At 39.6% G+C, this 12,970-nt stretch carries 8 protein-coding genes; 4 read left to right on the top strand and 4 right to left on the bottom strand.

Features of this window, described 5'->3' with window-relative positions:
* Positions 1 to 24: 24 nt before the first annotated feature.
* Positions 25 to 354 (bottom strand): hypothetical protein, encoded by a 330-nt coding sequence (locus Q0954_RS01160; protein ID WP_299452547.1) that lies wholly within the window; start codon positions 352 to 354, stop codon positions 25 to 27.
* 343 nt (positions 355 to 697) lie between these two features.
* On the opposite strand from Q0954_RS01160, the gene Q0954_RS01155 reads away from it, so the two are divergent.
* Both Q0954_RS01155 and Q0954_RS01150 read left to right on the top strand, forming a co-directional pair.
* Positions 698 to 2,767 (top strand): OmpA family protein, encoded by a 2,070-nt coding sequence (locus tag Q0954_RS01155; protein ID WP_299452545.1) that lies wholly within the window; start codon positions 698 to 700, stop codon positions 2,765 to 2,767.
* Positions 2,768 to 3,039: 272 nt separating this feature from the next.
* Positions 3,040 to 5,211: a SpoIIE family protein phosphatase gene (locus tag Q0954_RS01150; RefSeq protein ID WP_299452544.1), complete on the top strand. Its 2,172-nt coding sequence runs from the start codon at positions 3,040 to 3,042 to the stop codon at positions 5,209 to 5,211.
* A gap of 246 nt (positions 5,212 to 5,457) precedes the next feature.
* On the opposite strand, the gene Q0954_RS01145 is transcribed toward Q0954_RS01150, so the two are convergent.
* Both Q0954_RS01145 and Q0954_RS01140 read right to left on the bottom strand, forming a co-directional pair.
* Positions 5,458 to 8,193, bottom strand: coding sequence for a tetratricopeptide repeat protein (locus Q0954_RS01145; protein ID WP_299452543.1), 2,736 nt, complete (start codon positions 8,191 to 8,193; stop codon positions 5,458 to 5,460).
* Between the two features lie 327 nt (positions 8,194 to 8,520).
* Positions 8,521 to 10,950 carry a TIM-barrel domain-containing protein gene (locus Q0954_RS01140; RefSeq protein WP_299452541.1) on the bottom strand — a complete coding sequence of 810 codons (2,430 nt, stop codon included), beginning with the start codon at positions 10,948 to 10,950 and terminating at the stop codon, positions 8,521 to 8,523.
* 204 nt (positions 10,951 to 11,154) lie between these two features.
* Here Q0954_RS01140 and Q0954_RS01135 point away from each other — a divergent pair, with 204 nt between their 5' ends.
* Positions 11,155 to 11,403 (top strand): hypothetical protein, encoded by a 249-nt coding sequence (locus Q0954_RS01135; RefSeq protein ID WP_299452540.1) that lies wholly within the window; start codon positions 11,155 to 11,157, stop codon positions 11,401 to 11,403.
* Between the two features lie 161 nt (positions 11,404 to 11,564).
* Positions 11,565 to 11,861 carry a hypothetical protein gene (locus Q0954_RS01130; protein WP_299452539.1) on the top strand — a complete coding sequence of 99 codons (297 nt, stop codon included), beginning with the start codon at positions 11,565 to 11,567 and terminating at the stop codon, positions 11,859 to 11,861.
* 113 nt (positions 11,862 to 11,974) lie between these two features.
* On the opposite strand, the gene Q0954_RS01125 is transcribed toward Q0954_RS01130, so the two are convergent.
* Positions 11,975 to 12,418: a peptidylprolyl isomerase gene (locus tag Q0954_RS01125; protein WP_299452538.1), complete on the bottom strand. Its 444-nt coding sequence runs from the start codon at positions 12,416 to 12,418 to the stop codon at positions 11,975 to 11,977.
* Between the last annotated feature and the right edge of the window lie 552 nt (positions 12,419 to 12,970).

The raw sequence follows: 12,970 nt of genomic DNA, 5'->3' as shown, positions 1-12,970 counted from the left end.
ACTGTTCCAGATGAATTGCATCACTTATTTTTTGATATACCCTAAAAAAGCCCAAAACTTCCGTTTTTTTAGGTAGTTCATATCTTTTTCGTTGGCATAAGCCTCTCGCTCATAATACATTTGCCGATACGCTTCATAGTGCATCCCATACTTTATGTAGTTAACAGTATAGTTGACGATGTAGAGCAAGTAAAAAGGGATAATGAGCATTTCGACTTGTTGCCTAAAGTGAATGCGCTCATGGTTGAGCAATACAGGGTCAAACTCAAAGCGACGTTCGCGTACTAAAATAAAGGGAAACAATGCCATTCCTGCGGGCTTCATCCAGGGAACGTGTATAATCCATCCTTTCATAACAAAAAATTATTTAAACAAAACTAAATTTCTCAGTACACAGCACCGCCATTTCACAGGTTTACCTGCCTAATATCTGGCACTTGTTCTGACACCTCCTATTAACACAGTAAGGGGTAAAATGTCTCCTTGATTGTTTGTTTTAAAATGTTTACATTTACTATGTCTGCCAATTTGTATCTTCTTGATTTGAACCAGTTGGGTACGCTTGATAAAAAACTGGCAAGTATTTAGCTTTAAGTGACCACGTAAGTCAAAACAAGTGCTTATATCATAAGGTTTAAAACCTTGTTTTGCTGTGTTTATACAAAAGACACTGTTTAAATTGTTTATGCCAAAAACTTTGATACGCATATTAGGGTGTATTTTACTGGTAAGTTTTTCACTTACTACGCTTTGGGCACAATCGTCTAACCCGCGTAGATTTGATAAACTTATTCGAAAAGCTGATGCCTGGCTTCAGGCACACTATTATGACCAGGCACTATTGCTCTACAAAGAAATTCTGAAGAAAGACGCAAACAATCAAGAAGTGATCTTTAAGACTGGCATAGCCCACCTCGAAAAGCAACAAGAAATACAAGCGCTTACTTACTTTAGACAACTCTATAGATTGAATAAAAAATATCACCCTTTACTCGACTTTTTTATGGCAGAAGCCTATCATTATACAGGGTCGGTAGAGCGTGCATTGATGCATTATCAATTTACCAAACAAAATTTGGCGCAAAAGAAACAAGATCACATTGTACACATGGTGCATGACGAACTAAAACTGCCCGCTTTTATGGCATTGCTCAACAAAAGGGTAACAGAATGCAATTTTGCCGGGGAATATATCAGAGACTCCCTTGCCATTCCTGTAAAAAACCTGGGCATTGCCGTAAACTCTGACGAAGCAGACTATGCGCCTATTGTTTCGGTAAACGACACTACTTTATTATTTACCTCACGCCGGGCGGGTAATACAGGAGGCAAAAACGACCCTTACGATCATCACCCTTACGAAGATATTTATATTACCTATAGAAGCAATGGCAAATGGAGTGCTCCTAAACAACTGAGCCAATCAATCAATACTAAAACCCATGACGCAAGTCTGGGGTTTTCACCTGATGGCAAAATGCTGTTTTTGTACCGCAAAGGCAATATTTATGTATCAAGCTTAGCAAATGATGGAAACTGGAGTTCACCCAAACCACTAAAAGGCAAAATAAACAGCAAATACCAGGAAACCTCTTTTTCAATTGCTCAAGATGCCCAAACAATTTATTTTTCGAGCAACCGTCCTGGTGGATATGGAGGCTTTGATATTTACCGTTCGCAGTTACAGGCAGATAGTACCTGGGGTAGTCCTATAAACTTAGGCAGCACGATCAACACCCGATACAACGAAGAGTCTCCTTTTATAAGCGTAGATGGTAAAACATTGTACTTTAGTTCTACCGGACACTCTACTATGGGGAAACACGATATTTTTGAGAGCACTTGGGTAGATGCTTCCTGGACTCCTGCCCGCAATCTGGGGTACCCTATTAATTCTACTGGCGATGACATTTGCTTTATCTTGTCGGCTGACGGGCAAACTGCTTATTATGCTTCTGATCGTAAAGGAGGATTGGGCAAACTTGATTTGTATTCTGCTGCCAAACCTTTGCCTTATATGTTCAATGGCATTCCTCTTACCTTGGTGGGCATAGCCAAAGAAAACTATATGGCAGTAACCAAAGATACAGTAGAAGTGAAACTATACCAACGCCCAGTGCTAACCCTTAGGGGGATGATTCGCGATAAGGACAGCAAAAAACCACTGGATGGGGCAAAGATAGTACTGGTAGATGTAGAAACTAATCAGGAATTATCGCTTTTTGAAAACATGTCGGATGCAACCAACAGTAACTATATAGGCACCATAGACTCTACAGGAAGGTATATTTTGCATGTTACCCGTAAGGGGTATATGTACCATAATGAATATTTGCAGGTACCTAACTTGATACGCGCTAAAGAGGAGGTACTGAATATGACATTGAAAAAGCTGGAGCAGAGTCAACGCGTATATGTCGTGGTGTTTTTTGATTATAAGTCTGACAATATAAAAAAAGAGCACGAAAAAGACCTGGAAAAGCTGGTAAGCTACCTTATTTCTAACCCAGATGCTAACCTGGTGCTTAATGGGCATGCAGACCAAACGGGTACCGAAACCCGCAACAAACAGCTGTCGTCTGACAGGGCACGTAAAGTGATGGAGTATTTGATTGGCAGAGATATTAACCCCAACCGGGTAACCCTGAAGGCCTGGGGTGAGCAAAAACTGATTGATAAACGTGACAATGAAAAGGGCAGGGCAAGAAACCGCAGGGTTGAGTGTGAAATCATTAGTGGTGAGGCATCTACTGCTCGTTCAAACTAAGGGAGTAATCCAGGGTGAAGTATCACCCAGTAAATGCGTATACTATTTGTTGGTTGCTCCCTAAAACCTTTATTAATTGCATTCGCTATCTCAAAAGAATGTTTTAGTCTTCTACTACAATCATCATTATTTATTTTACCTTTGAAACAAAAAATATCAAGTAAGGCATTTTGAAATCAAATTAAAACCCCGCAGACTCTTGCGAATTTTGGCAAGGATTTAGTAACTTGTTGAGTCTATTATCAAGGTACTGGCAGATACTTACCTAAACAATGGTATTAAAGCATTTAAACATATTTTTTGGTGTATTCATTCTGTGCTTATTTTCGCATCAGGGGTTTGCTCAAGGCAACAAGTTATTTGTTACTGCACTTGATGAAAATGAACAGCCAATACCAAAAGTAGAGGTGTTGGTAGATAGTTTTTATGCGGCCGTTACCAAACCAGACGGCAAGTTGATTATTAGCATGAAAACCACCGATGACCCTAAATCACTGACAGCAGTAAAAAACGGGTTTGCTTTTAAAGACTGGGGGTACGATACTACTAGCCGAGAAATTACCATCCATATGGTTGCTACTGGGCTTATCAAAGGAAAAGTAACCAGTAAAAAAGGTAGCCTCCCTGTACCCAATGTAGAGGTATTGCTGATAGGCACCAGGGCAGCACCTGCTCACACCAACAAAAAAGGCGAATTTACCATTAAACTCCCCGCTGATATTTCGCCCAATTTACCTAAGAAATATGCTGTCTATAGTTTTGGACTTGAAAGCTCTGACTTTGAATTTTATGAACGCAACGGATTGTCTAACATACGTTTGCAGCAAATGCCTGCGCATAAGGTAAAAGTGGCTTATGTGATAGACAACATCACTAAAAAACCCATTGCCGACCTCCTGCTAACCGCAAATGGCAAAGAGTATACCTCTGACCAAAATGGTTATATCAAGTTTAGGTATGCTTTGAGCACCAAAAACGAATTTAAACTCCAGGGATACCAAGTAGTAAACCTGGCGTATGATGAAAGGAATGCAACCTTAAGGCTGAGGGTACAACAAGCACTGAGCAACGTAAGCGATACAGTAGTAGTAACCACTCGCTCTGGCGAACGCCTCATTGTAAAGGTAGATGAGTTTAACAACTTGCTTGCCGAACGCAACAAAAACCTAAGCACCGAAAGAAGCCAACTGGAAAAAGAGGCTGATGCAATCAAGAAAAAACTGGATAGTGGCGATGTAAGCGACGAAGAAAGGATAGAGTTGAAGAGAAAGCTGGATGCTATTTTTTCTAGCCTTGCTCGTAACCGAAAGGTGGGCGATAGTATAGAAAATATTCGCCAAAAGGTGTTGGAAGAAGTAAACAACAAGCTAAAGCTTGCTCAAATACAAAGCGACCTTGCCAAGAAAAACGCCCAAACACTTCAGCTAGAGCAAAAAGCCGCTAAAGCACGCAGCCAACGAAACAATCTTATATTTGGTTCTATAGCTACTATTTTGCTGCTGATAGCCATTGCCTTTTTTATGTTCAATCGTCGCAACCGTAAACAAAATAAGTTACTGGGCGAAAAGGTAACCGAGATTAACCGAAAGAACGAAATGCTGGAGGAGTCTAAAACTATTTTGGACAGAAAAAATGCCCAGTTGAGCCAACAACGCCATGAAATGGAAAGGCAACATACCAAAATTACGGATAGTATACGGTATGCCTTGACTATCCAAGAGGCCATATTGCCTGCTCAAGAGTTGATCACTGCCGCCTTTAAAGACCATTTTATATTATATAAACCCAAGGATATTGTAGGGGGTGACTTTTATTGGTTTGCCCAAAAAGGTGACAATTACATTATTTCGGCTATTGACTGCACCGGACATGGGGTGCCTGGGGGGTTTATGACTATGATTGGCAATACTTTGCTCAATCAAATTGTAAAAGAAGATAACATTACTGACCCTAAGGAGATATTGACCCAGTTGAACATAAAAGTAAAAGAGACTCTCAAAGAGCAAGTAAAAGACGAAGGACGCGATGGTGATGGAATGGATTTGGGGATATTAAACTTTGACATGGCAAACAAAACGGCTACTTTTTGTGGTGCCAAAACGCCCTTGTTTTATGTAAAAAATGGCGAAATTACCTACCTAAAAGGCACTAACATCTCGATAGGTAGTACACTTTCGCGGAAGAAAAAAGAGTTTAAATCGCATACCATTACTTTTGAAGAAGGCGACCAGTTTTACCTGGCTTCTGATGGTTTTCAAGACCAACTGGGTGGACCCAATAATGGAAAACAAAAGTTTTTGAAGAAAACTTTTATTGCACTCATTGAGGAGGTAAGTGTATACCCACCAACCGAGCAGATTCAAAGGTTTGAAGAAGCGCTTGCCAAGTGGCAAGGGGCAGGTGATCAAACCGATGACATTGTTATTTTAGGGCTAAAAGTATAAATAAGTCAATAGTTGATAGACAGTAGTTGAGAGCTACTACACTTCATCGACAAGTGCGCCTTGGTGTGCAAGCATTTACGCTTTAGCAGGATTTTTAGCAATTTATAAAACCTGCAGATGGAAGACTATAGTCGCTGGAGAGCATTCGTTGAATTGTGCTTTTTGAAAAATTTAACACTGATCAGCAGTGAGTGAAAAATCATAAACCTGACTTTGTAAAACCTGCCAAAACTACTAAAAATATATTCACTCCAACTTTACTCCTACCACCAATATATCATCAGTTTGCGGATAGCCCAACATCCACTCTTGAAGCATATCCTCTAACAAACTTTTTTGCACACTTACTGGTTTGGCTGCCAAATCTATCAACCTCTCTCTTAATCGTCGTTTCATCATTTTTTTACCTTCTTTGCCCCCAAACTGGTCTTGGTAACCGTCTGAGTACATATAAAACATAGTGGGCACTGAAATGTCTATAGTGTGTGCAGTGTACTTCACCATTGCTTTGGAACTACCAGACTCGGTATTGATTCCATAAATATCACCCCTGATTTCTGTCAGTTCACCGTTTTGCACCAGCACCAAAGAGTTTTTTGCTCCGGCAAAATGCAATTGTTGCTTTTGCCTGTCTAATACAGACACCACTACATCCATTCCATCATTTATCTGGGTGTCTTTTGTTTTGAGCAAATAAGGCAAAGTTTCGTTTAAAGCATTGAGAATTTCATCAGGCTTGGTTATTTTTCTTTGTACCACTATATTCGACAACGCCTGAGAACCCAGCATAGTCATGAAAGCACCAGGCACCCCGTGTCCGGTACAGTCACCTACAATCAATATTTGTAAATGATCTACCTCTTCGCACCAGTAAAAATCGCCTGAAACTATGTCACGAGGTTTATATAACACAAAGTGCTCAGGAAAAACTTTTTTCATACGCTCTTCAGACGGCAAAATGGCTTCCTGAATACGCTGAGCATAACTAATGCTGCTCATAATGTCGTCGCGTTGTATTTCTACTGTTTCGAGCGTATCCTGCAATCTTTCATTAATCGCATTGATCTCTTCACTGGCAGCACTTATTTCAGCGTTCGACTCTTGCACCTCTTGGTTGAGCAACATGAGCTCTTTGCGTTGCCTTTCAAGGTCATCTTTTTGTTTGGTGAGCGCCGAGTTCAATTGTTTTTGTCGCTGACGGCTTCTAAAAATAAATATAGTAAACAGTATAATGGCAACAAGTGCTGTTACAGCAAACCAACCTAAGTTTCGATACAATCGCTTTTTGAGTACTTCTTTCTCTCTTTTTGCTTTTTCGTTTTCCAACCTTGTATTAAGAATTGCCTTTTCTTTGTCTTGTACAAACCTGAGCGAATCTTTTTGCTTTTCAAAACCAAACTCTGCCTCCACACGGGTCAGTTTTTTTGTATTAGCTTCATTAAATAAACTATCTGACATTTGCTTAAACAATTGATAACTTTGGTAGGCATTGACAAAGTCACTAGTAGCAGCATATACTTTTGCCATTAGTTCGGCTCCTTCTTTTACAAACACCAGGCTTCCTTTTTGTTTTGCTATATTTACACCACTTTTTAGGTTTTTGAGTGCCTCCTGATAATCTTGTTGATGATAGTTTACCCTGCCCAACTCTACATAAGCTTGAGCTGTCCAGGCTTTTTCCCCTAGTTTTTTATGAATGGCCAATGCCTGGGTCAGGTACTCTTTGGCTTTGGCATATTGGCGCTGCTCCAGCCAAACTTTCCCCAAGTTGATATAAGAGTTGGCAATGCCACTTTGATTTTTATTTTTTTTCCTAATGTCCAACGCCAGTTGCAAATATTCAAGGGCTTTATTGTACTTCTTTTGCACCTGATACACTACCCCTATGTTGTTGTAACTATATGCCATTCCACGCTCGTTTTTAATTTCCTTTTTGATTTCAAGCGATTTAAAATAATAGTTCAAGGCTTTGGAGTAGTTGTTTTGGTTGCGGTGAATATCACCCACATTGTTATAGATAATGGCTTCGCCTGACTTATTACCTATTTCCTGCAATATTTTCAATGACTTAAGGTAGTGTTTCAGAGCTTGTGAGTAGTTCCCCTGCTCGTCGTATATAATTCCTATATTGCCATAGCCATAAGCCACTCCCATTTTATTATCCAGTTCTTCATCTATCTTTACCGATTTAAAATAGTAGTCTAATGCTTTAGGGTAGTTTCCTTTTGCCTCATAAACATTGCCCATATTGTTATACAATGCCGACACACTAATTTTGTCGTTCAACGACTGATCTATCACCAATGCTTTCTGGTAATACTCTAAGGCTTTGTCATAAGTACCTTGTTTTTGCTTAACCAAGCCCACTCTATTATACATCTTAGACAACTCCCTTTTTATCTGATGTTTTTTACTTAAAGCTATTCCTTTTTGGTACACTTCCAGCGCCTTGTGGTTATTACTTACCCGTTCGTATAATAAGCCAATATCATAATAAGTCCTCGCTCGATGGGCAGGTGTAATACCCTCAGTATTCAATGATTTTTGATAATATTCTAAGGCTTTTTTTTCCTCCTTTTTTGATCGAAATACATTGCCCAGTCCATTGTTTGCCCTTACTATTCCTTCTGTATATCCAGCTTTTTCTGATTTTACCAAAGCTTTCCCCAGATATTTGCTTGCTCTAGGCAAGTTACGTTTACCCTGGTATAAGCTGCTTAAATACAGGTAGCTATCTACTTCGCCTTTGACATAGTTATTTTTTTTAGCAAAATTCAATGCTTTTGCGGTGTACTTCAATACATTCACCGAGTCGGCATTAAGCGCATACTCTTTGGCAATGCCATTGTATATATCTGTTTTTTGGGTGTCTGATAAGTCTGTATTGAGTAATTGTTGGAGAGAGTCTATTGTAGCTTTATTTTGACAAACCACTTGAAAGCACGCCAAAAATAGGAGAAAAATAGTAAAGTATACTTTCATAAACACCTGTGTTTTCGTAATATTTCTTAATTACTTTTTTATCTTTCAAACATAGCATAAACCATTCGACATACTATAACAAATGAGATTTCGGATAAAATCTATTCTGCATCAATAACAGCTCTAGATTAAAAGGATATGCGTTATCAGCCCTTGTGGTTACTGTAAACCTTTAGATTTGTAGGAAATAAAAATACAAAAAAAGGCAGTCAAGAAGCAATATTGTACAACAAAGAGTCAGGAATAGATCACAAATAAAACCTTATTACTCTCAACTGTTACTTTTTGCTCCCCAAAAGCCTTCAAAGTCTGGTAGATCTGAGTAGATTATTTCAAAAATAACTGTGCTTTTCTTTTTTTCCAGACAAAGGCGATGGTTGTCTGGTTTTTGGTCGCATCATAACTAAGTTTGATGCTTTTCTTGTCAATCTTCTCTGCTTTCTTAATCGTGGTAAACTTTTTATGGTGAATCACAAGAGTCACTTTTCGGTGTTTGGGAGCATTAGGATAACGATGCTTGCTACGGTTGAACTCTATCTCATAATGTCTGGCTTCTTGTTCTGCTTCAAACTCTAGCAACTCGTATTTTTTACGCTTTAGCGCCTCCCCATCTTTTCCATCGTCTTCGTACATTTTCCCTTCCTGTTCCCCTTTTAGGTCTTTGTCAAAATAGTAGTGTATAATGAGGTTTTCGGAACTATAAGCACTGGTATTGCTCAAGTTGGCTACCATAGGCACAAAAGCTCCTCCACGTACAAATACTGGAATTTTATCAGAAGTTACAGCAATAGTAGCGGTTGTTCCACCTTTGTATACTTTGTTGCTCCAGAAGTCTGTCCAATTGTACCCTTTCGGGAAATATACCTGTACCTTGGTTTGGTCTTTTTGCAGTACTGGTGCTACCAAAAAATCGTTGCCCCACAAGTAATTTTTGTTCTCTTGGTATAGTTGAGCATTTTCGGGCTCTAAGAAAAACAAAGGACGCATCAATGGTGTGCCTTTGGTAGCATTTTCATAAGCCAGGGTATAGTTATACGGCAACATCTGGTAACGAAGCTTTATAAACTCACGCACGATTTTTTGGGTAGAATCGGCATAATATATTGGTTCAGAAGGTACTGCTTCTTGTGAATGCGGACGGTAAATGGGTTGAAAAACACCGTACTGTAACCAACGGGTATACAGCGCTGGGCTAAGTTTGCCTTCGGCAAAACCGCCCAAGTCAGAGTGCATATAGCCCAGCCCTGCCAACCCCATATTGAGGGTAAGTGGAATTTGTGACTGTAGACCTCCCCAGGTACGGCTCACATCGCCCGACCACGGAATCAATCCAAAGCGTTGTGAGCCGGCAAAGCCAGCTCTCATCAATATAAATGGTCGTATACGTGGGTATTCTTTTTGGTAACCTTCAGCAATGAGTTTAGCCCAATAGTGTCCATAAATATTGTGCACCTCATCTGCCTTGCCTTGAGTATGCCTCATGCCAGCCGGGTGCATTTCGGGTTCGCCCAGATCGCCCCACCACCCGTGTACTCCAGTATCGATATGTTTTTTGTATTTTGTCCAAAACCACTGTTGGGTAGCTGGTTGAAAAATGTCTAATAAGCCGGTTTTGCCAAAGTAAAAATCAGGGATAATAAAAGGCTTGCCTTGAGCGTCTTTTACCAGCAAGCCTGCCTTGGAAGTATACTCAAAGTTTTTGGAGTTGGTGAGCACAAAAGGTTGGGTAATCAATACAGTTTGAATATTTTGCTTTTGGAGATCGGTTACCAGTCCTGCACCACTTTGCCAGTGGGGGATATACCAGTCAAGGTCACCCATTGCCACCGACTGTTTAATTTCACCCTTGCCATACCAGTAATGATCTAAAATGACGGCATCGAGTGGAAAGTCTTTTGCCTGGTAAGCTTTTACTACTTTGCGTACCTGTGCTTCGTTGCGGTAGCCATAACGGGTAGCAATATTGCCCAATGCCCAACGTGGTGGCAAAGGCTGTCTTCCGGTAAGCGCAGTATAATGCTCTACCACTTGAGTAAGCGATGGTGCAGCAATAAAGTAGTAGGTCATTTTGCCACCAATACTCTCAAAAGTCAGCTGGTTTGGGCGGGTTTTACCCAAGTCAATAAACCCTTTAGGGGCATTGTCAAAATAAATGGCGTACTTTTTAGAAGATAACACCAAAGGAATATTATACCCCATTAGTTTCGATTGATTACTGTAAGCATAGTGGGCTTTATTGTATAGCTCCAGTCGATACCCTCGCCTATTCATTGGCAACGCCCGCTCTCCAGTACCAAATAACTGTTCGTTTTTGTCAAGATTAAAAGCAAACCCTTTGAGGTAATCTTGTTTGCCCTTGGTTTCGAAATATCCAGCAGATTCACTGGTTATTAATTGTTTACCTCGATAAAACTTTAATTGAAACGGTATTTTTTGAATAATTACTGTCAAAGCCGAGGTACTCCACTCAAGCGTTTGACTGGTAGTTTTCAGGCTTATTTTAGTATTTTGGGGCTGTAGTACAACTGCGTGCGAAGAATCGGGGTTTTGAAAACCTTTTTTCTCAAAAGACACTTCTATAATATAAGGGGTAAATGTCCGGAGGCTAAGTGCACCATCATTGGTTTGTATATTCAAGGTGTTTTGAGTGCTATAATGGCTTTTGTATTGTCGTTGAGGGTTTTGAGCGTACACATATTGCCCCAACAACAACAAACTCCACAGCAAAACCACTGCAGTTTTAGTATGCTTAGTCATTGTTCTATAAAAGTTGTGATTTTTCTAATTAAGGATTAAATGTACAGAAAAAGTTTAAAACCTCCTCAATATTGATCAAATCAGATGATTTTTTGCTTGTATTTGTAAATAGAAAGATATTCAAAGCTCTTTGCATTCAACCTTTTATCTCGTTCAGAAATTCACTATATTCTCACCAAAAGCAAACCACCCAACAACTACCTAATGATTATTTATAACCGCACGTATATAGAACAACATAAAAATACCCATGAGTTTAAATCAGTCAAAAAAGCCTTCGACTGGTTTATCAAACACACCTACCCTACGCTGAACACCCAACAAAAAAAGAAGCTAAAGAAAGCAAAACGTGCCCACAAAAAAGGGCGTAGCTTGTCGATTAAACGAATGAAAAAAATCTTGCAAACCTATGGTGAATTTGAAGTAATTTACCGTTTTAAAGCCCCTGGTTAAGTAATTACCATCGTTTTTTTGACACAATGAAGGAGAAAATAAAACTGGCTTTTGAAGCTAAAAAAGGCTATATTTACCTTAGATTTCAGAAGAAATTAAGCCCAAGAGGTTCTGTTTGACGACACACCTCAAGGGCTATTGTTAAATTAAAAAATATAACAATGCAAGATAATCAAAATTTACAGGTACAACCAAACCAGACCCCCGAACAGAAAGCAATTTCTCTGCGGATAGAGCACTTACTTATTTTTCAGCTGAGTCTACGTCATCGGCTTGAGAAATTTGCCTTTGATGCTGACGATATTCTGGAGTTGATGCCCCGCACCACTCAACCGTACAACAGACAATTGGTACAACAAGCAAGCAGTCAACTACAAGCCATGCGCAAAGAACTGGACTACCTCATCAATGAAGTAAACCTCTGTGCTGGCTTGATTCCTCTGGACGACCTTGATTGACACCAATAGCAAAATATAAAAAGTAGCACATAAACTCTACGCTGCAATTAAAAACAGCCGACAGTTGAACACTGTCGGCTGTTTTTAACTTTGCTTGATGACAGAAGTAAAAACTATGCTTCTACCTGATCCACCACTATTTTTTCCATCACATCACCCTCACGAATAGTGTCTATCACTTCAAGCCCTTCTATCACTTTACCAAACACTGTATGTACACGGTCGAGGTGCTGTGTGTTTTGGCGATTGTGGCAAATAAAGAATTGTGAACCACCAGTATCTCTTCCACGGTGCGCCATAGACAACACCCCTTTATCGTGGTATTGGTTGTCGCCATCCAACTCACAAGCAATGCTATAGCCTGGTCCTCCGGCACCTGTACCATCTGGACAACCACCTTGTACTACAAAGTTTGGGATCACACGATGAAACGCTAAACCATCGTAATAGCCTTCATTGGCAAGTTTTATAAAGTTAGCTACTGTTCCGGGAGCGTCTTTTTCAAAAAACTCTACTTTCATTACTCCCTTATTTGTATGAATTTCTGCTGTTTTCATATCAATTTTTTGTTTGTAATTTATTGGCAAGGTAGGAGATTCGAAAGATAGATAAAAACTTTACCCGCATCTTAAGGGGTGGTAACCAAATAAATACGCATTTTTAATCTTAGGAATGGTACCAAAATAAATACGCATTCTTAATCTCATCTTTTGAGGCTATACTTTGTTAAAAAATAGCCGAATAGCGTTGCTATTAGTCGGCCATCCCTCAAGCTCGCTCAATATCCACTAGGAGCCACAACTGGTATTTAATAATTATAAAGTGATTTTTCTATTAAAAAGTTGTCAATCATTAAACACACTTGTGTAATGATTGATTAGAATATCGGTGAGCCGTTACTTTTTTCTACAGGTAAAAAAGTAACCAAAAAACCCGCAGCTGTAGTTTGTTTTGCCTAAATCTGCTCCACTACGCCGAAACTGCTCAAACTCGCTTCGCTCAAACAGTGATCAGTTTTTACGGCTTCGTTTCACAGATTCTTAACGGCAACAAACTAAGGCTGAGTCCAGCTGACGCAACCGCTATTACTCGATTATTAAAAAACAAAT

Source organism: uncultured Microscilla sp., from assembly GCF_947493425.1.
In the GTDB taxonomy this organism is placed as follows: Bacteria; Bacteroidota; Bacteroidia; order Cytophagales; family Microscillaceae; genus Microscilla.
Note: the sequence above shows the minus strand (reverse complement) of the source record. Positions and strands in the feature narration are given on the sequence as shown.

Coding starts and splice junctions, on each gene's coding strand:
- Q0954_RS01160 (WP_299452547.1), bottom strand. CDS start 354: ATGAAAGGATGGATTATACACGTTCCCTGGATGAAGCCCGCAGGAATG.
- Q0954_RS01150 (WP_299452544.1), top strand. CDS start 3,040: ATGGTATTAAAGCATTTAAACATATTTTTTGGTGTATTCATTCTGTGC.
- Q0954_RS01145 (WP_299452543.1), bottom strand. CDS start 8,193: ATGAAAGTATACTTTACTATTTTTCTCCTATTTTTGGCGTGCTTTCAA.
- Q0954_RS01140 (WP_299452541.1), bottom strand. CDS start 10,950: ATGACTAAGCATACTAAAACTGCAGTGGTTTTGCTGTGGAGTTTGTTG.
- Q0954_RS01135 (WP_299452540.1), top strand. CDS start 11,155: ATGATTATTTATAACCGCACGTATATAGAACAACATAAAAATACCCAT.
- Q0954_RS01130 (WP_299452539.1), top strand. CDS start 11,565: ATGCAAGATAATCAAAATTTACAGGTACAACCAAACCAGACCCCCGAA.
- Q0954_RS01125 (WP_299452538.1), bottom strand. CDS start 12,418: ATGAAAACAGCAGAAATTCATACAAATAAGGGAGTAATGAAAGTAGAG.